This window comes from Streptomyces sp. NPDC049541 (assembly GCF_044465725.1).
GTDB lineage: Bacteria > Actinomycetota > Actinomycetes > Streptomycetales > Streptomycetaceae > Streptomyces.
This window is the reverse complement of the sequence record NZ_JBITLY010000012.1, coordinates 1-19,485: the sequence shown is the minus strand read 5'-3', so window position 1 is coordinate 19,485 and position 19,485 is coordinate 1. Positions and strand designations below refer to the sequence as shown.

Genomic DNA, 19,485 nt, shown 5'->3' with positions numbered 1-19,485 from the left:
GGGTAAGCGGGTGCGGGTCACCAGGTGACGGGCAGTTCGTGGACGCCGTAGACGATGGAATCCCGCTTGAAAGCGATGCCCTCCATCGGCACGGCGACCTTCAGGCCGGGGAGCCGGCGGAAGAGTTCCGGCAGGACTATCTGGAGTTCGGCGCGGGCCAGCGGATGGCCGAGGCACTGGTGGATGCCGTAGCCGAAGGCCAGGTGCCGGCGGGCGTCGGCGCGTTCCAGGTCGAGGTCGTCGGGGGCGGCGAAGATCTCCGGGTCGCGGTTGGCGACTCCGACCGGGATGATCACACCCTCGCCGGCGCGGATGGTGACGCCGCCGATGGTGACGTCCTCCACGGCCGTACGGCGCAGTCCGCCGTGCACGATCGAGATGTGGCGCAGCAACTCCTCGACCGCGCCTGCCACCTGGTCCTGATCGCCGAGCACGTACGGGATCTGCTCGGGATGGTGCAGCAGGGTGATGGTGCTCAGCGCGATCATGTTCGCCGTCGTCTCGTGCCCGGCGAACAGCAGGAAGGAGCTCAGGTCGGCCGCGTCCTGCTCGGTGATGACACCGGCGTCGACCTGCTCGGCGAGCCGGGTGACCAGGTCGTCGCCAGGCGTCGTGCGCTTGGTCCGCACGAGTTCCAGCAGATACGTGGCCAGTGCCTGCTGCGCACGGGTGGTCTCCTCCGCCGTGGCGGTCAGGTCGACGAAGACCTTCGAGTGCCGCTGGAAAAAGGGGTGGTCCTCGTACGGCACGCCCAGCAGTTCGCAGATCACCAGGGAGGGCAACGGCAGCGCGAAGCGCTCCACGAAATCGGCCGGGCCCGGCCGCCCCGTGAGGTCACCGAGGAGCTCGTCGGTCAGACGGGCGATGGCCGGACGCAGCGCGTCGATACGTTTGACCATGAACTCCCGGGTCAGGGTGCGCCGCATCAGGGCGTGCACGGGGTCGTCATGGCCCTGGAAGAAGCCGCGCCGGGGCTGCGGGGTGCCTGGCTTGAAGTTGGGCGCACCGGGCCGAGACGGGTCGGAGCTGAACGCCGGGCTGCCGAGCACCGCCCGCGCGTCCTCCCAGCGGGTCACGAGCCACGGGCTGAGTTGCCCCTCCCACAGGGAGACCCGGGTGACCGGGCGCTCCGTCCGCAGTTCGGCATACAGGGGCGGAGGATCAAGAGGCGCGTCCTTCGGACGGGCGAGTTCGAACGCGGGGGCGGACGCAGACGAGGGCATAGCTGTTCCTCTCCACCATCAACTAACAGCGTTAGGTGTTCTGCTTGATAGACTAACACCGTTAGTCGAAGGGTGTGAAGCCGCATCCTCTGTTTCCGCCTCTGCGGCGCCGGCCGTACGGGTAGGGGGCCCGGGCGGGTAGATAGGGTGCACACAGCGAGGAGGTGGCCATGAAGCAGCAGGTCAGACGGGTGCCCAATGTGCGGGGCGAAGGGGAACGGCTACGGCAGGAGATCCTCGACGCGGCGACCCGCATCCTGGAGGAGACGGGACGCGAGGACGCGCTCTCCCTGCGAGGAGTGGCCCGCGAGGTCGGCATCTCCGCGCCCAGCGTCTATCTGCACTTCAAGGACAAGACCGAACTGGTCGCCACAGTGCTCGACGCCGCCTACCGGGCGCTGGCCGCAGCGATGGGCGAGGCCGGCGAAGCGGCCGCCGCAGCCGGCGCCGCCCCGTGGGAGCGGATCGGGGCCACCGCCGCCGCCTACCGCAGATTCGCCATCGACAAGCCCCGCCGGTACCGGCTGATGTTCAGCCTGGAATACGAACCCGAGCGTCAGCCCTCCGCCGAGACCCCCCTCGGCACCGTGCTCCAGGCATGGACCCACGCCGTGGACACCTATCTCGCGGCGATCGCGCCCGCCCGTCGACCGGAAGCGGAGACCATCGGCATCCACCTGTGGACCGCCCTGCACGGCCAACTGGTCCTCTGGCACACCCTGCCAGGTCACCACACCAGCAGCGAAGACATCCTGATCGAACTGGAGCAGTCATTGCTGCACCGGCTGCTGCCCATACCGGCCCCTCAGCCATCAACCCCGACGCTCGACGCCGCACACAGCCAGCGAGGCAGTTGAGAACGTCGCACCGGACGCCGCTGAAGCGCGGCTACCGCTCGAATCGGCCGGCCCTGCACCACGAGCAGGGGCTTCGTTCACCGATCCGGCACCCACACCGGCCGCTGCCCCAACCTCAACGGACAGCCCGCGTACGGCACCAGCTCCAAGGTCGTCCTGACCAGCGCGCACCTCGACCGCACGCCGGAACTGCGACCCTGTCGGTAACCCGGGCTATCAGAACGTGCGGAATGCTCCGCGATCAGCGCCGAAGAGAGAGGAGGAGACCGGCGAGGGCCAGGAGCATCCAGGCAGCCAGATAGCCGAATGCGGCTGCTGGGGAGAACACACTCCAGAGGATGCCAGCGATGGTGGACGCGGCGAGGTTGCCGAGGGACTGCGCGTGCGGGAGATCCTTCGGGCCGGTGCCGACGCGATCAAGGTGTGCACCACCGGGGGAGTGGCCTCGCCCGGCGACGACCCCCGGCACGCGCATTTCCGCGACGACGAACTCGCCATGATGATGGCCGAGGTCCGCGCCGCCGGGGTGCACGCGACGGCGCATGTTGCCTCCGGCCTCGGCGAGCCGGATCACGGCGAGCGGCGCCGACAGCGTGGGCACCAACCAGGTGCCGTGGGCGAGCATCAGCTCGATTCCCTCGTCGTCGAGGTAGATACCTCGGTGAACTGGCCCTCATGGAGAAGGGCGGTATGAGTCCCGCCGAGGTCCTGGCCGCCACCACGTCCTCGGCCGCCGACCTGCTCGGTATGAGCGACCTGACGGGCCGCCTGCGCCCAGGCCTCCTCGCCGACCTCGTCGTCGTCGACGGCGACCCCCGCCCATCCCGCGATAGCTCCCGCTGGTCGGCCTGGCGCTGGAGGGCATGCAGGCCTCGACGGCGACGCCCGCGTCCGTTCGCGCGGCTCGGCGGTCACGGGTCCTGGGCATGCCCCGCGGGACGGCGGCGATCGCCGGCCGTCACGCCGCGGAACGCGTGTCTAGGAACGCAGGGTCCCGGCGGTTTCGATGAACAGTTCTGCGATGGCCTTGGCTGACGGTGTCGGTGGAGTGTCGCGCAGCCGGGTGAGCAGGATGCGGCGAACGGGGGCCGAGGGGCCCAGGTCGATGGTGGTGACGTCGTCCCGCAGACTGGCCAGGGCGAACCTGGGGGCGAGCGTGATGCCCAGGCCGACCGCCGCCATGGCCTGGGCTTCCTGGTAGTCGTGTGCCCGGTAGGCGATCTTCGGCTCGAAGCCGGCGGCACGGCAGCTACGGGTGAGCAGCTCGGCGACCGGGTGATCGCCCCGGACGATCCAGTTCTCCTCGGCCAGCTCCTCAAAACCGGCGGAGTGCCGGGCGGTGAGCGGGTGGCTGGTGGCGACGACCAGGCAGGTGTGGTCGTCCAGCAGATGGGTGACATCGAGGTTGGTCTCGTCCAGGCGCCGCCACGGGTAGTCCCACATCAAGGAAAGCTCGATCTCCCGGCTCTCGAGGAGGTCCATCAGGCCGGCGTTGCGGTCGCTGTGCACGGCCAGCTCAACCTGCGGGTACCGGGTGCGAAAGGCGCGCACGACGCGGGGCAGCAGGGATGCGGCGATGGTGGGGAAGGTACCGATGTGCAAGGTCCCGCTGTGCAGGCCCGCGATGTCATCGAGGGATCGGCGTGCGGCTCGCAACTGGCGATCGATCCGTGCGGCATGCTCGGCCAGAGTGCGGCCGGCCTCGGTGAGCGTGACGCCCCGGGGGTGCCGCGCGATCAGCGGCTGCCCGGCCTCCGCTTCCAGCCTGCTGATCTGCTGGGACACCGCCGAGGGCGTATAGCTCAGGGCAATCGAGGCCGCCGTGATGGAGCCCCGGCGAGCCACCTCGGCCAGCACCAGCATGCGGCGTACATCGAGGCTCATCACGACCGCCTTAAGCATTTGTGAAAGCAGCTTCAATTTCTTTCGATTGTACTGATGGCGCTGCTGGCGCATCGTCGTACTGCCCGGCGGGCGGGCCGCGCAGCCGTCAACCCGCCCGCCGGGCCCTGGTGAAAGAGATTCATGCTGCGGTCGCGTACGCACACAGTCCCTGATCCGTACGCCCCAGCCCCGAAAGGATCTCCGATCCGGGCAACTGCTATCCGAACCCATGGGAGTACACATGACCGAGCAGTGGGACGTCGTCGTGGTCGGCGGCGGGAACGCCGGCTTCAGCGCGGCTCAGTCCGCCCGTCAGCAGGGAGCACGGGTGTTGCTGCTGGAGAAGGCCCCCCGCCAGTGGGCCGGAGGCAACTCCTACTTCACTGCCGGGGCGATGCGCACCAGCCACGGCGGGTTGACCGACCTCACCTCGCTGGTCGAGCCACTTCCCGCGGACCGCGCAGGACGCGTCGACCTCGCCCCCTATACCGAAGACGACTTCCTCGCCGACCTGACCCGGGTGACCCAGGGAAGGACCGACCCCGAACTCGCCCGGATCCTGGTCGGTGAATCCCGCGAGACGATGACCTGGCTGCGCAGCCTCGGCCTGCGCTTCGAGCTCATGTTCCATCGGCAGGCTTACGAGGTGGACGGGCGCTACCGGTTCTGGGGCGGACTGGCCGTCGGCGTGGTCGGCGGGGGCAAAGGAATGATCGACCAGCACCTTGCCGCCGCCGATCGCAGCGGCATCGAAGTCCGCTTCGACAGCCCCGTCACCGGCCTGGCCACCGCAGCCGACGGCTCCGTTGGCGGCGTGATGCTCGCCGACGGGCAGCGCATCGAGGCCGACGGCGTGGTACTCACCAGCGGCGGCTTCGAGGCCAACCCGCAGATGCGGGCCGGCTACCTGGGCGCGGGCTGGGACCTGGCCCTGGTGCGCGGAACCCCGTACAACACCGGCGAGGGCATCCGCATGGCTCTGGCGGCAGGCGCGCAACCCTACGGCCACTGGAGCGGCTGCCACGCGGTGGCCTGGGACAGCCAAGCCCGAGCGACCGGCGACCGGGAGCTGACCAACCAACTCACTCGCGGCGGCTACCCGTTCGGCATCGTGGTCAACGCCGAGGGGCGTCGGTTCGTCGACGAGGGCGCGGACTTCCGCAACTACACCTACGCCAAGTACGGTGCCGAGATCCTCAAGCAACCGGCAGGCGTCGCCTACCAGCTCTTCGACGCGACGTCCGCGCCGCTGCTGCGCCCCGAGGAGTACGCCTCGTCGGGCATCACCAGGGTGGAGTCCGACACCGTGGAGGGCCTGGCCAAGGAACTCGGCATGGACGAGGGCCGGCTGGCGGAGACGGTTGAGCGGTTCAACGCCGCCGTTGTCCCCGGTCGCTTCGACCCGACGGTCAAGGACGGCTGCCGGACCGAGGGCATCACCCCTCCCAAGTCCAACTGGGCCCAGCCGCTGACCACTCCTCCGTATGTCGCCTTCCCGGTGACCTGCGGCATCACCTTCACCTTCGGCGGGCTGCGGATCGACGCCGACGCGCGCGTGCTGGACCTGAGCGGCCGCCCCGTCCCTGGGCTGTACGCGGCCGGCGAACTCGTAGGCGGGCTCTTCTGGTTCAACTACCCGGGTGGCTCCGGCCTCACCGCCGGTTCGGTGCTCGGCAGGCGCGCCGGGCGCTCAGCAGCCGCCGACACGCGTTGACGGCGACGCTGCAACGGGTTGAATCACACGGTGTGTGGTAGATGCGGTGACCGCCTGCTTCGTCGATGAAGTCGGCCCGCGCGCCCCAGCAGTTGCTGACGCACGGCTGTGGTGATGACGCACGTATGACGCACGAAGCCTTCCGAGGGGCCTGGATTCGTCCTTGAAAGCGCCTTTGAGCTGCATGTTTCCCGGGTGGGGTCAGACTGCATACCTTCCCGATGACGCGTCACCTGGAGTGCGTGGCGATCCATGAGTCGACCGCCAAGGCCCCTGACCTGCGGTTTGGGGAATTGTCCCTCGGTTCGACGACTTACTTCGGGAGTTGCAACGGGTGGACGTGGAGGGCATGCCTGAGCTGCGGTTTCCGGAGCTTCGGCAGCGGTCCGCGCGCCGGCGTCGCCGGGCCATGGCGATTTCTTGACGCACGAATGACAAATGTTCCGAATAGAAGTTAAGTCCGTTTCTGGTAGTGGCCTTGTCCGGGCTCGGTGAGGAAGCCTTGACGGAGGAGGCGTCCTGCTGATCGCGGCCATGGCATCCACGGCCTACTTCGGCTGGCGGCAGCGGCCTCGCGTCCTCGCCGTCTCCGCAATGGCCACCGGAGTCCTGCTGATCTGCGACGCCTGGTTCGATGTGTCGCTCGCCATCAACACATCCGATATCTGGCTGTCGTCGGCCCTGGCGGTATTCGCGGAACTCCCCATGGCAGTCTTCCTCATCCATCGGACGTACTCACTGCTCCCAGCTGCCGTCGCCGCTGATCTCGTCGAGACCGAAGCCGAGGCATGACTCCGAGGCTTGTAGTTTGAAGATTGGCGCGGTCGGTGGCGTGGGAGCTGTGGTGCTGAGTGGACGTCAAGTCCGATCTTCCTCGGTTCGTGATCGCTCCCTCGTGGTACTGATCGCCAGGTCGACCACTTGCTGGGCATGTCCATGCTGTGATGCGGGGTGTGGTCGGCGCCTCATGCCTCCTCGGCGCCGCGGGCCGGCATGGAGCCGTACTGGCTGCGCAGGCGGGCCTTGAGGATCTTGCCGGTGGCGTTGCGGGGCAGGGTGTCGACGAGGACGACCGATTTGGGGAGCTTGTACTTGGCGAGTCGGCCGGACAGGGAGTCCATGATGTCGTCGGGCGACACCTCGGCGCCCGCGCGGGGCACGACCAGCGCTCTGCCCACTTCGCCCCATCGTTCGTCGGGTACGCCGATCACCGCGCATTCGGCGACCGCGGGATGCTGGTGGAGGAGTTGCTCGACCTCTGCGGGGTAGACGTTCTCTCCGCCGGAGATGTACATGTCCTTGATTCGGTCGACGATCGTGACGTACCCCTCCTCGTCGACGGTGGCCGCGTCTCCGGAGCGGAACCAACTTCCTTCGACGAAGGCGTCCTTGGTCGCTTCGGGCCACTGCCAGTAGCCCTTCATCACGTTGTGGCCCTCGATGATCACCTCGCCGACCTCGCCCGGTGCGACATCGGTGAGGTCGGGCCGCACCACGCGTACGTCGGTGAAGAAGCAGGGCGTGCCGGCCGAGCCGGCCTTGCGGATGCTGTCCTGTGCGCGCAGGCCCAGCGCGGCGGGAGCGGTTTCGGTCAGGCCGTAGGCCTGGAGGAAGGTCAGGCCACGGTCCTGGTAGGTGTGGATGAGGGCCTTGGGGACGGGTGCCGCCGCGCACTGCAGGATCCGGATCGACGACAGGTCGGCCGTCGCCCACCGCGACGACCGGGCCATGGCCTGGTACATCGCGGGCACGCCGAACATCCTCGTCACCCGGTGCTCGGCGATGACGTCGAGCACCCGGTCCGGGTCGAAGCCGCGCATCAGCACCGACGTCCCCCCTTTGAGGAAGCCCGGCAGGAAGACGGTGTTGAGGGCGGCGGTGTGGAACATCGGTGCCACCACCAGAGCGACGTCGTCGGAGGCGATGTCCCCGTCCAGCAGCATGTTGAAGCAGTTCCAGGCGATGTTGGCGTGAGTCAGCATGACGCCCTTGGGACGGCCGCTGGTGCCGGAGGTGTACTGGATCATGCACACCTCGTCGAGGCCGACCGCCTCGTCCAGGGGGTCGTCGGGTGCGTCCGCCAGCAGCTCCTCGTACGCGCTCCCCACCTCGACGTAGTGCTTCACCGCCACGTCGTCCCTCAACGCGTCCACGACATCGGTGAGTTCGGCGCCGTACAGCAGTACCGCCGCCCCCGCGTCCCCCAGGATGAAGGCCAACTCAGGTGTCGCGAGGCGGGTGTTGAGCGGTACGAAGACGGCGCCCAGCGCGTTCGCGGCGAACAGGGTCTCCGCCAGGGCCGGATGGTTCGCGCCCAGGTAGGCCACCCGGTCGCCGTGGCCTACCCCCAGGGCACGCAGGGCGTGAGCGAGCCGCGTCACGCGCGCGGCCAGCTCTGCGTAGGACAGGGCTCCACCGTCGTGCACGACGGCGGTGGCCTCCGGTGCCATGCGGGCGCGCCGCGCGGGCCACGAGCCGAGCCCTTGATTGCGCATGGTGCGTCTCTCTTCTCTATTAGATCTCTCAGAGCCAGTCGGGCCATGTGTAGTCGGCCGAGTCGTCGTGGTCCCGGTGGGGCGGCAACGTGGCGAGCCGCCCCCTGGAGAAGACCAGCGGCGAGACGCCGGTCTTCTTCTCCACCCCGAGTTCCCGTACGCGGCCGAGGACGAAGTAGTGGTCGCCGAGGGTCCACACGTCGGCGATGTCGCAGTCGATCCAGGCGGCGACGCCCGCCAGGACGGGGCTGCCCGAGGGCGCGCCGCGCCACGGGTGGCGGTCGAAGACGTCGGGTGCCTTGGCGCTGACATCCCGGCACAGGCTTTCCTGGCCGGCGGCTAGCACGTTCACGCAGAAGGAGCCGCCGGCCATGATCCTCGGCCAGGTCGTGGAGGAGCGGCCGGGGAAGAACGCGACGAGCGGGGGATCGAGGGACACCGAGGTGAACGAGCCGATGACCATGCCGACCGGGGTGCCGTCGGGTTCCTTCGCGGTGACCACCGTGACACCGGTCGGGTAGTGGCCGAGCACGTGCCGGAACCGGCCGGGGTCGTCCGCCGGGCCGCCGCCGGGCGTCGTCGCGGCGGACGTCGACCGGTTCACGCCGGGTTCTCCACGCCGAGCAGAGAGCGGGCGTATCCCGTGGCAAACCAGCTGTGCTGGGCGTTGACGTGCGTCTTGTACGTGGCGACATCGCGCAGGTACCGCTGCATGCGCTGGCCGTTCGCCAGCGCGCTGGAGCCACTGGCCGAGGCCAGCATCTCGACGGCCTGGCAGGCGAGTTGGCCGGACTGCCGGGCCGTGACGGAGAGGGCCTGGTCGTCCAGTTCGGAGAAGGGTTCGCCCCCTGCCAGGCCCCGGGCCGCGTAGGCGGTGTAGTCGTCGGCGACCGACAGGATGATCCGCTGCGCGCTGTCGGCCAGGGCCGTGGCCAGGCCGAGGTTGCGCTGGTGTTCCGGATCGTGGCTGCGCGGCTTGAAGGGCGGCATCGGGCTGTTCTTGGTGGTGATGATCCGCCGGTACTCGTCGACCGCGGCCCAGGCGGTGCCCGCCACGATCGAACACAGCTGGATGTTGAAGAACGTTATCAGCCGGCCCGCGTACATCGGGTTGCCGTGCAGTTCCACACCCGGCCCGTCGGTGGCGTCGTTCGCCGCGGCGTAGGTCCTGGACACGTACTCGTACGGTACGAGGACTTCCTCGGCCACGACGCTGTTGGAGCCGCTGCCGCGGAAGCCCAGGATCTCGCCCCAGTTGTCGAGCATCCGCCAGCCGGAGGGCACGAGCACCAGGCCCGGCGTTGGCGTGCCGCCCTCCTCGTCGATGATGAGCACGCCACCCAGGAAGTGCGTGGAGACGTTGACTCCGGAGGAGTAGTCCCAGCGGCCGTTGACCCGGTACCCGTCGGGGGTCCTCGTCGCGGTGGCGCTCGGGGCCATCGGCAGCGGGGCCCGGAAGTCGCCGTCCGGCCCGAACACCTCGCGCTGGGTGCTCTCGGGGAAGCGGCCGGCCACCACCAGGCTGTGGGAGGCGGCCAGACACAGGTTCCAGCCGCTGGACGGGCAGCCGCGGGCCACCTCGGTGACCATCCGGGAGTAGGTCCGCAGGTCGAACTCGTAGCCGCCGAAGCGGCGTGGCTGGAGGGACCGGTAGAACCCCGCCTCCAGGAACGCCTTGTGCGTGTCTTCGGAGATACCGGTCCGCTGTTCGGTCTCGTCCTGTTGATCACGTAGCCAGGACCTCATGCCGGCGGCCCGGCGCACCAGTTCCTCCGGTGTCAGGTCCGGCTCCGGCTGCGGAATCTCGATGATTTTCTCGGCTGCCTCGGTTGTCTCGGACAATTCGCACCCCATCCGCTGTTGTTCTGGGTCGGCCTGAAGGGAGTGTTGGCGGCGCGGCGAAGGACCGTCCAATGCCGGTGGCTGTGGGCTTGATGAGTGCCGTGCATCACACCAGGTCGGAGGGGGTGACGGGAATGCCGCACATTTCTGCCTGGTGACGTGCGGGGAAGCGCGCTGTAACCTGGCGCGGACCACAACGCCGTGGACCTCGCCTTTCTGGAGGGCTGAGTGGAACTCCGGAACCTGCGCCATTTCTCGGCGCTCGCCGAGACCTTGAATTACCGGGTCGCCGCCGAGCGTCTGCACCTCACCCAGCCCGCGCTGACGCGCTCGATCGCCGCCCTCGAGCGTGAGCTGGGCGTCCAGCTGTTCGACCGCGACAAACGGCATGTGGCGCTCACCGCCGACGGCGCGGAACTGCTCGAACGGGCGGGCGAGGTGCTGGCCGATGCCGACCGGCTCGCCGCCGCCGCGGGCGCCATCAGGGCCAGGCGGCGGGACGAGGTGCGGGTCGCGCTCTACGGGGTGGCTCTCGCGGAGCTGACGCATCCGGTCATCGAGACGTTCCGCGAGCGGTATCCCAGAGCCACGATCCGGGTGCACGAAGCGGACTTCCACCAGGGGCAAGCCCCGCTGCTGGCCGGCGAGTGCGACGTGGCGCTGCTGTGTCTGAACGTCGACATGCCGGGCCTGACACGCGTACCGATCTTCACCGAGCCCGTTTCCCTCGCGCTGTGGAAGGGGCATCCGCTGGCCTCGGCCGCCGCGGTGGACATGACCGAGGTCTACGACCAGCCCTGGGTCACCCCCCACCCGGGCGACGACTTGTGGGTGGGGGGACGCCACGGGGACCACGAGGCCCCGACGGTCGGCTCCCACGCCCGCTCGGCCCTGGACATGGCCTCGAAGATCGCCTACCAGCACATGGTGGGACTGATGCCCTTGTCGGGCGCCCGGATGTTCCCGCCACACCCGGGAGTGGAGGCCGTCGCTCCGAAAGAGCCCCTCGGCGCGGTGGCCGCGGTCGCCTATCCGGAGACGGGCCACTCGCCCGCCGCCCCGGCGTTCGCCGAGGTCGCACGCCGGGTGGCCCGACGTGCGAGCGGCGTTCCGTACGCCGAACTCGCCCGGTAGAAGCGGTCAGCCGCCGTACGGCGGCTCGCCCGCCCAGGCCGCGTGCAGGACGGCGCGCAGATCGTCGGCGGAGGCCGGGCGGGGATTCGCGTACGGCGCCCCGAGAGCGACGTCGACCGCACGGTCCACGTCGGCGGCGGTCAGGCCGAGGTCGGCGAGCGATCGCGGGATGCCCAGCCGCTCGCCCAGCTCGTGCAACTCCCGTACCGGATCCGGGACATCGAGCGCCCGGCGCAGCGCCGCCAGTGCCTCGGGAACCGCCGGCGCGTTGAACGCCAGCACATGGGGCAGGACGACGGCGTGAGTCTCGGCGTGCGGCAGGTCGAAGGTGCCGCCGAGCACATGGCAGAGCTTGTGGTGCAGCCCCATGGTGGTCGCGCCGAGACAGGCACCGCACAGCCACGCCCCGTACAGCGCGCGGCTGCGCGCGTCATGCCCCGAGGGGTCGGCGACGATCTCGGGAAGCGCCGCGGCCAGCGCCCGCACACCCTCCTCCGCCATGAGGGAGACGATCGGAGTGGAGTCCGGGGCGTACAGAGCCTCGACGGCGTGCGCGATCGCGTTCATGCCGCTCGTCGCGGACCCCACGGGCGGCATGGTGAGCGTGAGCAGCGGGTCGTACACGACGCTGCGCGGCAACACCTTCGGGTCGCGCCCGGTGCGTTTCACCGCGCCCTCGGTCAGGCCCCAGACGGGTGTCATCTCCGATCCGGCGTACGTCGTCGGGACGGCGACGATCGGCAGGCCGGTCCTGAGCGCGACGGCCTTGGCCAGGCCGGTCACGGAACCGCCGCCGACCGCCACGCAGCCGTCGGCTCGGGCTTCGCGAGCCGCCTCGACGGCCAGGTCGGCGACCTCCACGGGGACGTGCGTCACCGCCCCTGCGTGCAGCCTGGCGCAGGCGTCGCCGAGAGCCGCGGCGACGGCACGGGCCGTGTCCAGGCCATGGTCGTCGCACAGCACGAGGACGCGGGACAGGCCGAGAAGCGCGACCTCGTCGGGCACCGCGTCCGGGACGGCACCCGACCGGAAGAGGACGCGCGTCGGCTGGGCCTGATAGGTGAAGTCCAGGGCGCGTTCCCTCATGCGATCACCGGTTGCAGCACGATGTCGAAGCGTGCCCGGCGGAAGGGGTTGGCCAGGCCCAACTCCGCGGCCTCCGCGGGGGAGTCCACTTCGACGAACTCCTCGACCAGGCTCTCCTTCACGGCGAAGACGGCGTCCGACTCCAGATAGTCGCTGCCCGCCACGAAGATGTGCGTCGTCACCGGGCTGTACCCCTCGGCGCCCACGATGAAGTGGACATGGGCCGGACGGTAGGGGTGACGGCCGGTCGCCTCCAGCAGCGAGCCGACCGGCCCGTCCGTCGGAATCGGATACGGGCTCGGAACGCACGAGCGGAACCAGAACCGCCCCTCCGCGTCCGCCGTGAACAGCCCGCGCCCATTGCCAGGCGGCTGCTTCTCCGGCTGCTGGACGTCGTAGAAGCCCTGGTCGTCGGCCTGCCACACGTCCAGCGTCGCACCGGGCAACGGGGTGCCGTCGACGGAGACGACCCGTCCGCTGATCACACACGGCTCGCCGCCGCCGACCAGATCGATGTTCGCCCCGAGTTCACGGACCGGGGACTCGGTCATGTGGAAGGGGCCGAGCACCGTCGAGTCGGTCGCGGCGGCCGCCTTGTGGTCGTTGATCGTCTCGACGAGCATCGACACACCCAGGACGTCCGACAGCAGGATGAACTCCTGCCGGGTGTCGTCGCACATGTGCCCGGTCGCGGTGAGGAAGTCGATCGCCCGCTCCCACTCGGCCTGGGTCGGCTCGATGTCCCGTACGAAATCGTGCAGGTGACGCGTCAGGGAGGCCAGCACCTCGCGCAGTCGGGGATCGGAGGTGTGGGCGAAGCTTTCCAGCACCGCCGTCGTCGTCTCGGTCTCCGCGGGCTTCGCGGTCTTCGCCGTGAGGTCCATGGCCGCTCAGCCCCGCCCGAGGATCTGCCGCAGCGCGTCCCGCAGTGCGGCCGTGACGTCACCGGTGGCGTCCTGGCGGCGGAAGGCCACGTGGTTGTCCGGCCGCACCAGCAGCGCGCCCGAGTCGCCGATCTCCCGCAGCCGGGCCCAGTCCCCGTACGGGTCCTCGTGCTCCTGGCCGGGGCCGATGACCGCCGTGGCGATCTCCAGGCCGAACTCCTTGCCGAGGATGCGGGCGGCCTCCGTCCAGGGCTCGCCGCCGATGCCGGTGATCAGGGCGAACCGGCCGTTTCCGCCCAGGTCCAGGGTGGACAGATTGCGGGTGCCCGCGGAGAGCCAGGCGTGCGGGAGCTTGGCGCCGGGGCGGGTGCTCGGCTGGAAGTGCAGCTCGGGGTCGCGTGCGAAGCCGGGGTCCTCGGTGCCTTCCGGGACGATCGCGGCGGAGGTGTAGCGCTGGTTGAGGTCCACGCCGTGGGCGTTGAACTCGTATGCCTTGAAGGCGATCGCCTGCCGCAGCCGCGCCCGCTGCTCCTCGGCCTCCGTAGTGGCGTCCTTGCGGGCGGCGATGTTCCGCCACAGCTGCTCGGGGGTCTGCGGCGCCAGGCCGCCGAGCGCCTCGAAGACGGGTGCCGTCTCACCGATGGACTGGTTGGCCCGGGTGACGACCTGCTTGCCGACCGGTGCCCGCTCGTCACTGTAGGTGTCCAGCAGGGACGGGGACGCGGTGCCGTCCAGGACGAGCTTCAGCTTCCACGCCAGGTTGTAGGAGTCCTGGATGGAGGTGTTGGAGCCCAGCCCGTTGGACGGTGGGTGCCGGTGGCAGGCGTCGCCCGCGCAGAACACCCGGCCGTTGGAGTACGTCTCGGCGTACATCTCGTTGACCGTCCACGCGGAGGACGACTTGATGGTCACCGGGATCTCGTCGTCGCCGATCAGCTTGCGGACGACGGACAGGGCGTACTCCTCGGTGAGGTCCGGCGGCCCGGCGTCGACGTCGTAGCCCCACACGATCAGCCACTCGTTCCACGTCCGTACGCAGCGCACCAGGCCGGCGCCGATGCCGCCCACGGTCGCGCCGGGCGCCAGCACCCAGTAGAGGGTGGCCGGTCGGTGCGCCACGTATTTGCTGAGGTCCGCGTCGAAGACGATGTTGATGCTGCCGGCCACGCCCATCTGGCCGCCCATCGGCAGTCCGGCGTCCTCGGCCACCTTGCTGCGGCCGCCGTCCGCGCCGATCAGGTACTTGGCGCGGATGGTGTACGTGTCGCCGCGCAGCCGGTCGCGGACCACGGCGGTCACGCCGTCGGCGTCCTGCTCGTGCGACACATACTCGGTGCCGAACCGCAGTTGGCTTCCGCGCGCTATGGCCGCGTTCACGAGCACCGGCTCCATGAGGTGCTGCGGCATGTCGCACATGCGGGTGGGACTCGCCAGCTCGTGCGCGGCCTGCACGAGCGGTTCGTTGCCCCAGGACCTCAGCCGGCCGAGCTCCTCGCCCGCGAGGGCGGTGCAGAAGACGGTGTTGCCCATCAGGTGCTGCGGGGTGGCCTGGGCGATCACATCCTCTTCGACACCCAGGTCACGCAGCACTTCCATGGTGCGCTGGTTGGTGATGTGCGCCCGGGGCGTGTCCGCGAGGCGTGAGTAGCGGGTGACCATGACGTTCGGCACGCCATAGGTGCTCAGCGCCAGTGCGGCGCTCGCTCCCGCGGGCCCGCTTCCCACGATGAGCACATCGGTCTCGACGGTCGGCACGGTTGTCATCGGGACGTTTCCTCCACATCGGCCAGTCGCTTGTTCAGCCAGGTCATCAGTGCCTCGGCCACGTCGTCGGAGTTCTTCTCGCCCATGGGCAGGTGACCGTTGCCCGTGAGCCCCAGGTCCGCCAGGCGCAGCAACTCGACGTCCGCACCGGCCTGGGCGAGGTAGTCGGCGACACCGTGCTGGAACGGCGCGAACGGCGAGGTGTCGGCCGCGACCACGGCGATCGGGAAGCCCTGGAGCCCTGGCAGGGACCGCACGGGGCCGGCCTGTTCGTCCTGGACGAGGCAGTCCTGCAGCCCGTCACCCCCGGCCTCGCGCAGCCGGAGGCGCAGTTCCTCCGGGGTCCGCGCCGCCGGCTCGTAAGTGATCGGGGCCGCGGTGAGCCCCCACTCCAGCTTTCCGAGGCCGGGCAGTTCGATGAACGGGGGCCCTATCGGCTCGATGGAGACAACGGCCTTCACCAGCCCGGGCCGGGCATCGGCGACCAGCCAGCCGAACGGCGCCCCCATGGAGTGGGTGATCAGCACGGCCGGTCCGATACGGTCCAGCAACTCGGCCCCGCAGCGCCGCATCTGCTCCTCGTTCTCGGCGAAGGTGGGCAGCGTCGGGCCCTGGCTCGCCATCAACTGGTCCAGCGCGGAGTCGTCGCCGACCTCGCCGCTGCCGGGCCACTGGCTGCCAGGTCGTCCTGCCCCGTCGCAGAACAGCCAACGGATGAACTCGTACGTCGGCGCCGCGCCCTCGATGGGCCCGAGGACATCGGGGTGGTACGGGGAGCGCCCGTGACCTGGACGGTCGATCACGTACACGGCGTAACCGGCCTGGAGGAACCGGGTGGCCCAGCCGGGGCGCCCGTCCGGCGTCGACAGGTAGTCCGTGCCCTGGCCGCCGCCCCCGTGGACCATCACCACGGGCAGCGGATGCCGGAGATCGGCCGGGATCTGGTACTGGACGTACATCGCGGCCTCGGCGGCGGTCCCGGCCTCGGACGGCTTGCGTCCGACACCGACCCAGAACGCGCCTTGCTCGCTGATCGTCAACGGCGAGGCGGCACGAGCCGGCTCGGCGGTTCCGGGTGGTGGGGAGCTGGTCATCGGCGAACCTCCGTCACGGCGTCTGCGCCCATGCCCAGCACTATTGGTGACCGGCTCCGGGGCGGTCCAATGCCGGTTGGGGACGCCGTGATGCATGGCGCTCATCAGCATCCCGTAGGGCCGCTACTTCGGCGGGAGGGTGCGCGTGGGGGCGAGGGTGACCAGGGCGTCGGTGTAGAGCGCGTGCAGCGGACACAGCCTGCGCGGCGCTTGGTCCGTGGTGGAAACCGGCCTGCCGCCGATGGACCGAAGTCCAAAGGGGCCGTCAGCTCCGTCAGCGCGCGGTGGCCTGTTCGCTCAACACGAGGTCGCCGAACTCCTCCGCGAGCGCCAGCGCAACCTGAAGGTGCATCCGCCGGACCTTGATCTCCCGGCCCCGCAGCTGCTCGGCCCGCTGGATGCGGTACGCAACCGTGTTACGCGCGACGTGCAGCAGCTCAGCCGTCGGGTTCAGGCTCCGCTCCGTGTCGAGATAGCACTTGAGGGTGGTGCGCAGGGTGGTGGCAGGCTCCCCGGATCCGGCGAGTCCACCCAGCTCACGGCGCGCGAACCGGCGCGCCTCATCGAGATGCGTGCTGAGCATGGGCGATCACGTCGAGTTCGGCGTAGTCGAACAGCCACCGGTCGGTGCGGGACAGCATCCCGACCCGGACGGCATCGAGGGCTTGATGGTGACTGAACGCGAACCCCTCGACGCCGGACTCGGGCAGCCCGGCCGCTACCCGAATCCCGGACCGGGGCGTGGCCGTCGACGTCGGCGGCGCCACCGAGGCACCGTGGACACTGGACCCCCACGCCCATACCCGTTGCCGGCCGACAGGCAGGATCAAGGTGCCCGTCGGCTCCGCCCGCCCGCAGCAACTGCTCGGCGCACCCTGCCAACCGGCCGGGATCGGCCTGTTCGAGATCGTCAGTCCACACCACCAAGGCGGTGTGCCGGCGAGTGAGGTCGTAGCCCAGGACGCGGTGCGCATGATCGGCAGCGACTGGCTTTCCGTCGAGGACGTCCTGCACCAGCTCCATGCGCACCGCGGCCGAACTGGTCACCAAGGCGGCGTGCGCCCGGGAGAACTCGCGAGTCATCTCGGCGTACAACTGGTTGACGATCGCGAACAGCACCTCCCAGACATGCGCCACCGCCGCGAACCGGTCGGAGGCAGGCAGGTGTCGTTCGGCCTCGTCCAGGAGCTCCCTGACGGCGTAGGCATGAACGAGCTGGACGCTCTGCAACAGGTGCTCGATACCGACTGCCCGGCCCGCAGTCTCCACAGCGCCCGTGAGCGCTTCTGGCGGAGGCTCCGGCACGACCTCGGCATTCTCGGCCAGCGCAGCCACGATGCTCAACGCGACGGCCTCACATCCCTTCCGCAGCTCCTGCACGAGGCCGTCCACGCCAAGCTGCGGGATCTGCATGGTCACGTGATCAGTCATGCCCTGGGCAAGTGTGATGGCGCAGGCCACCGGACCCGCGCCGACCCGGTCGACAGGCCGGTTTACCTGGGCCGAGGGCAGCACCGACCGGGACGTGGCTGTAGGAATGCAGTCGCCACCCAGACGTCCGGTTCAGACCGGCAGTGGATGGGTCCGTCGGGTGTCACAGGCAAGGGCGGCTTGGTTTTCGATCCATGCGAGCCCTCCGAGGTCCAGATTGTGCCGGGCGCGGGTGACGGCGACGTAGGCGAGACGGGCGTCCGTTTCGCTCACGGGTTCCGGGATCGGGCTGCCGCACTCATCCAGTTGGTCGCTGCCTGGCGGAGGGGGAAAGTCGTCGGCGATTCTGACGTCGAACCACTCCCGGCCTTTCGCCCTGTGTGCGGTGGAGACCGTGACCTCTGCGTTTTTTTCGTCGGTGAGCGCATCGACGGCGGCCATGATGGATTCGGGCCCGTGAGTGTCGACGAGTTCCACGAAGGGCTGGAGATCGCGGCCGACGGGATCGTATTCCGCGTACTCCTGCAATTCCCCCCATGAAACGAAGAGAACCAGTTCGGGGTGGGATGTGCGCCGACCTTCCTTGAGATCCCGGGCGGCGCGCGCCAGCGCGTGGAGTGTCTGCCCGCCTCGAGCGAGGGCCACCCGGCGGCCAGCTTCCAGCTGTCCCATGACTTCGGTCATGGCGCCGATGTTGGTGCGGCACAGCACCGCGTCTGGACTCGTGACCGAGCCGACCTTCGTCGGAATGGTGTCGGTACCGCTCAGGCGGATCGGCGCGTGGGCGAGCGCGAGCCACAGGTTGGCCTGTTCGGCGAGGAGTGGGCCGAAGCGGAAGGAGCGGGTCAAGGTGAGGTGGGTGGCGTCGGAGTCCGCCATCACGTCCCTGGCCCCTCGCCACCCGTAGATGGCCTGGGCGGAGTCACCGACCATAACCAGTTGGGCGTGACTGCGTTGGGCGGCGAAGACCCGCTCCAGGACGGGGTTGGTGTCCTGGGCTTCGTCGAGGAGGAGAAAGTCTGCCTCGATCTTCGGCTCGGTCAGAGCCCACATCTTCAGGTAGTGGTCGTGCTCGAAGCGCACCACACCGTCGTCGGGGTTCTGCAGATCCTTCCAGGCTCTTGCAACGAACGGCATGACGGCTTCGGCGAGTTGGGCGCGTTCGTTCGGTGCGCACAGCCTGCGCAGGGCGGGGACGTGGTGAGGAGCCGGGGCTTTGTCGGCGGACTGGCAGAAGCGGGTGACCGTACGCAGCACCGTGTGGGACAGAGTCCGGTGGCTGATTTCGTGGTCACCGATACGGACAGGGGACCCGACACCGAGGGCGTGCCCGATCCGCCAGGCCGGCTGGCGCGGGCTCCTGAGCCGATGGGCGAACCGATAGCCGACCGCTGCGAAGGCTGTGGCGTGGGCAGTCTTGCACTGCACGGAGCGTGGGAACCGGGTGGCGGCGTCTTCGGCGATGGTCTTGTTGAAGGCGAGGTAGCAGCCTCGGTGTCGAGTACTCCTGGCCAACAGGTCCAACGTGCTGGTCTTGCCTGTACCGGCGCCAGCCTGCAGCGCGATGTGGTGACCGGCTCGGAAGGTATCGACGGCGTGGGCCTGTTCGTCGGTCGGCGTGTGCAACGAGAACTCCGCGGTGCAGACGGGTCAGAGGGTCGTGTGTACGGCGCCAGGCCGCTGGTCATCCGCGTCGACTGAAGAACACGAGGGTGGGCGCTGGTGGTCGAGCAGGACGCGTGCCGCGCAGGTGAGTACGGCTTCGGGGGTGTGACGGGCGAGTAGATCCTGGAGCCGCGTGGTCAGATGTCGGGTGCGGGTCTGCTCGTCTCGCGCGACAGCTTCTGCGACGGTCCGGGCGAGAAAGGCAGCGGGCTTCTGCCCCTGAGCTGTCGCGGTCTGGCCGATCAGGGAGCGCATGGCTCGGGTGAACGCGACGTTGAGCACGACTCTGCCTGACGGGTCGGGGTAGTGGGACGTCAGGTCACGTCCGCCGGAGTGGTGTATCAACGGCCACTCGGTGATCTCGTTTTTGAGGCTATGCGGTGAGTTCGGTCGGCAGGACGGTCTCGTCGGT

18 protein-coding genes are annotated in these 19,485 nt (G+C 69.4%); 6 read left to right on the top strand and 12 right to left on the bottom strand.

From position 1 onward, the window contains the following. Positions 1 to 17 precede the first annotated feature (17 nt). The gene (locus ACIBW9_RS34850; RefSeq protein ID WP_398961025.1) at positions 18 to 1,223 is read right to left on the bottom strand and encodes a cytochrome P450; all 1,206 of its coding nucleotides are present in this window, start codon (positions 1,221 to 1,223) and stop codon (positions 18 to 20) included. A gap of 170 nt (positions 1,224 to 1,393) precedes the next feature. Between ACIBW9_RS34850 and ACIBW9_RS34845 the strand changes: the two genes are divergently transcribed. The 3 genes from ACIBW9_RS34845 (at position 1,394) to ACIBW9_RS34835 (ending at position 3,115) form a co-directional block, all read left to right on the top strand. Continuing rightward, on the top strand, positions 1,394 to 2,080 hold the full coding sequence (locus tag ACIBW9_RS34845) for a TetR/AcrR family transcriptional regulator (RefSeq protein ID WP_095850016.1): 687 nt from the start codon (positions 1,394 to 1,396) through the stop codon (positions 2,078 to 2,080). 223 nt (positions 2,081 to 2,303) lie between these two features. Continuing rightward, entirely contained in the window at positions 2,304 to 2,774 is a 471-nt protein-coding gene (locus ACIBW9_RS34840) for an amidohydrolase family protein (RefSeq protein WP_107424537.1), read from the top strand. Beyond that, positions 2,756 to 3,115, top strand: a complete 360-nt coding sequence (locus ACIBW9_RS34835; protein ID WP_398961024.1) for an amidohydrolase family protein — start codon at positions 2,756 to 2,758, stop codon at positions 3,113 to 3,115. Before ACIBW9_RS34840 ends, ACIBW9_RS34835 begins: the two co-directional genes overlap by 19 nt. On the opposite strand, the gene ACIBW9_RS34830 is transcribed toward ACIBW9_RS34835, so the two are convergent. Continuing rightward, entirely contained in the window at positions 3,059 to 4,036 is a 978-nt protein-coding gene (locus tag ACIBW9_RS34830) for a LysR family transcriptional regulator (RefSeq protein ID WP_398961023.1), read from the bottom strand. The genes ACIBW9_RS34835 and ACIBW9_RS34830 overlap by 57 nt on opposite strands. Before the next feature lie 169 nt (positions 4,037 to 4,205). On the opposite strand from ACIBW9_RS34830, the gene tcuA reads away from it, so the two are divergent. Then, positions 4,206 to 5,678, top strand: coding sequence for an FAD-dependent tricarballylate dehydrogenase TcuA (gene tcuA / locus ACIBW9_RS34825; protein WP_398961022.1), 1,473 nt, complete (start codon positions 4,206 to 4,208; stop codon positions 5,676 to 5,678). Positions 5,679 to 6,212: 534 nt separating this feature from the next. Next, positions 6,213 to 6,470: a hypothetical protein gene (locus ACIBW9_RS34820; RefSeq protein ID WP_121417204.1), complete on the top strand. Its 258-nt coding sequence runs from the start codon at positions 6,213 to 6,215 to the stop codon at positions 6,468 to 6,470. Between the two features lie 173 nt (positions 6,471 to 6,643). Here ACIBW9_RS34820 and ACIBW9_RS34815 read toward each other — a convergent pair whose 3' ends face one another. From ACIBW9_RS34815 to ACIBW9_RS34805, 3 genes are read right to left on the bottom strand one after another with little or no spacing between them, the layout of a single operon-like run. Next, positions 6,644 to 8,173, bottom strand: coding sequence for a long-chain fatty acid--CoA ligase (locus ACIBW9_RS34815; RefSeq protein WP_398961021.1), 1,530 nt, complete (start codon positions 8,171 to 8,173; stop codon positions 6,644 to 6,646). A 28-nt stretch (positions 8,174 to 8,201) separates the two neighbouring features. Then, positions 8,202 to 8,777, bottom strand: a complete 576-nt coding sequence (locus tag ACIBW9_RS34810) for a flavin reductase family protein (protein ID WP_079658438.1) — start codon at positions 8,775 to 8,777, stop codon at positions 8,202 to 8,204. Next, on the bottom strand, positions 8,774 to 10,015 hold the full coding sequence (locus ACIBW9_RS34805; protein WP_079658437.1) for a hypothetical protein: 1,242 nt from the start codon (positions 10,013 to 10,015) through the stop codon (positions 8,774 to 8,776). The genes ACIBW9_RS34810 and ACIBW9_RS34805 overlap by 4 nt, the downstream gene beginning before the upstream one ends. A gap of 228 nt (positions 10,016 to 10,243) precedes the next feature. On the opposite strand from ACIBW9_RS34805, the gene ACIBW9_RS34800 reads away from it, so the two are divergent. Continuing rightward, positions 10,244 to 11,149 carry a LysR family transcriptional regulator gene (locus tag ACIBW9_RS34800; RefSeq protein WP_398961020.1) on the top strand — a complete coding sequence of 302 codons (906 nt, stop codon included), beginning with the start codon at positions 10,244 to 10,246 and terminating at the stop codon, positions 11,147 to 11,149. A 6-nt stretch (positions 11,150 to 11,155) separates the two neighbouring features. On the opposite strand, the gene ACIBW9_RS34795 is transcribed toward ACIBW9_RS34800, so the two are convergent. The 7 genes from ACIBW9_RS34795 to ACIBW9_RS34765 form a co-directional block, all read right to left on the bottom strand. Next, positions 11,156 to 12,235, bottom strand: a complete 1,080-nt coding sequence (locus tag ACIBW9_RS34795; protein WP_398961019.1) for a maleylacetate reductase — start codon at positions 12,233 to 12,235, stop codon at positions 11,156 to 11,158. After that, complete coding sequence (locus ACIBW9_RS34790; RefSeq protein WP_099923707.1) at positions 12,232 to 13,119, bottom strand: intradiol ring-cleavage dioxygenase; 888 nt, start codon at positions 13,117 to 13,119, stop codon at positions 12,232 to 12,234. Before ACIBW9_RS34790 ends, ACIBW9_RS34795 begins: the two co-directional genes overlap by 4 nt. Before the next feature lie 6 nt (positions 13,120 to 13,125). Next, positions 13,126 to 14,883, bottom strand: coding sequence for an FAD-dependent oxidoreductase (locus ACIBW9_RS34785; RefSeq protein WP_398961018.1), 1,758 nt, complete (start codon positions 14,881 to 14,883; stop codon positions 13,126 to 13,128). Continuing rightward, a complete protein-coding gene (locus tag ACIBW9_RS34780; protein ID WP_398961017.1) occupies positions 14,880 to 15,977 on the bottom strand; it encodes an alpha/beta hydrolase in 1,098 nt (365 codons plus the stop codon). The genes ACIBW9_RS34785 and ACIBW9_RS34780 overlap by 4 nt, the downstream gene beginning before the upstream one ends. A gap of 274 nt (positions 15,978 to 16,251) precedes the next feature. Beyond that, positions 16,252 to 16,560 (bottom strand): helix-turn-helix domain-containing protein, encoded by a 309-nt coding sequence (locus tag ACIBW9_RS34775; RefSeq protein ID WP_398961016.1) that lies wholly within the window; start codon positions 16,558 to 16,560, stop codon positions 16,252 to 16,254. Continuing rightward, positions 16,538 to 16,744, bottom strand: a complete 207-nt coding sequence (locus ACIBW9_RS34770; protein WP_121417210.1) for a hypothetical protein — start codon at positions 16,742 to 16,744, stop codon at positions 16,538 to 16,540. The genes ACIBW9_RS34775 and ACIBW9_RS34770 overlap by 23 nt, the downstream gene beginning before the upstream one ends. Before the next feature lie 796 nt (positions 16,745 to 17,540). Beyond that, positions 17,541 to 19,034: a UvrD-helicase domain-containing protein gene (locus tag ACIBW9_RS34765; protein WP_398961015.1), complete on the bottom strand. Its 1,494-nt coding sequence runs from the start codon at positions 19,032 to 19,034 to the stop codon at positions 17,541 to 17,543. Positions 19,035 to 19,485: the final 451 nt, after the last annotated feature.

Excerpts from the sequence above, each read along its gene's own strand:
- ACIBW9_RS34850 (WP_398961025.1), bottom strand. The coding sequence starts at position 1,223 with ATGCCCTCGTCTGCGTCCGCCCCCGCGTTCGAACTCGCCCGTCCGAAG.
- ACIBW9_RS34845 (WP_095850016.1), top strand. The coding sequence starts at position 1,394 with ATGAAGCAGCAGGTCAGACGGGTGCCCAATGTGCGGGGCGAAGGGGAA.
- ACIBW9_RS34835 (WP_398961024.1), top strand. The coding sequence starts at position 2,756 with ATGGAGAAGGGCGGTATGAGTCCCGCCGAGGTCCTGGCCGCCACCACG.
- ACIBW9_RS34830 (WP_398961023.1), bottom strand. The coding sequence starts at position 4,036 with ATGCGCCAGCAGCGCCATCAGTACAATCGAAAGAAATTGAAGCTGCTT.
- tcuA (WP_398961022.1), top strand. The coding sequence starts at position 4,206 with ATGACCGAGCAGTGGGACGTCGTCGTGGTCGGCGGCGGGAACGCCGGC.
- ACIBW9_RS34820 (WP_121417204.1), top strand. The coding sequence starts at position 6,213 with ATGGCATCCACGGCCTACTTCGGCTGGCGGCAGCGGCCTCGCGTCCTC.
- ACIBW9_RS34815 (WP_398961021.1), bottom strand. The coding sequence starts at position 8,173 with ATGCGCAATCAAGGGCTCGGCTCGTGGCCCGCGCGGCGCGCCCGCATG.
- ACIBW9_RS34795 (WP_398961019.1), bottom strand. The coding sequence starts at position 12,235 with ATGAGGGAACGCGCCCTGGACTTCACCTATCAGGCCCAGCCGACGCGC.
- ACIBW9_RS34790 (WP_099923707.1), bottom strand. The coding sequence starts at position 13,119 with ATGGACCTCACGGCGAAGACCGCGAAGCCCGCGGAGACCGAGACGACG.
- ACIBW9_RS34785 (WP_398961018.1), bottom strand. The coding sequence starts at position 14,883 with ATGACAACCGTGCCGACCGTCGAGACCGATGTGCTCATCGTGGGAAGC.
- ACIBW9_RS34780 (WP_398961017.1), bottom strand. The coding sequence starts at position 15,977 with ATGACCAGCTCCCCACCACCCGGAACCGCCGAGCCGGCTCGTGCCGCC.
- ACIBW9_RS34775 (WP_398961016.1), bottom strand. The coding sequence starts at position 16,560 with ATGCTCAGCACGCATCTCGATGAGGCGCGCCGGTTCGCGCGCCGTGAG.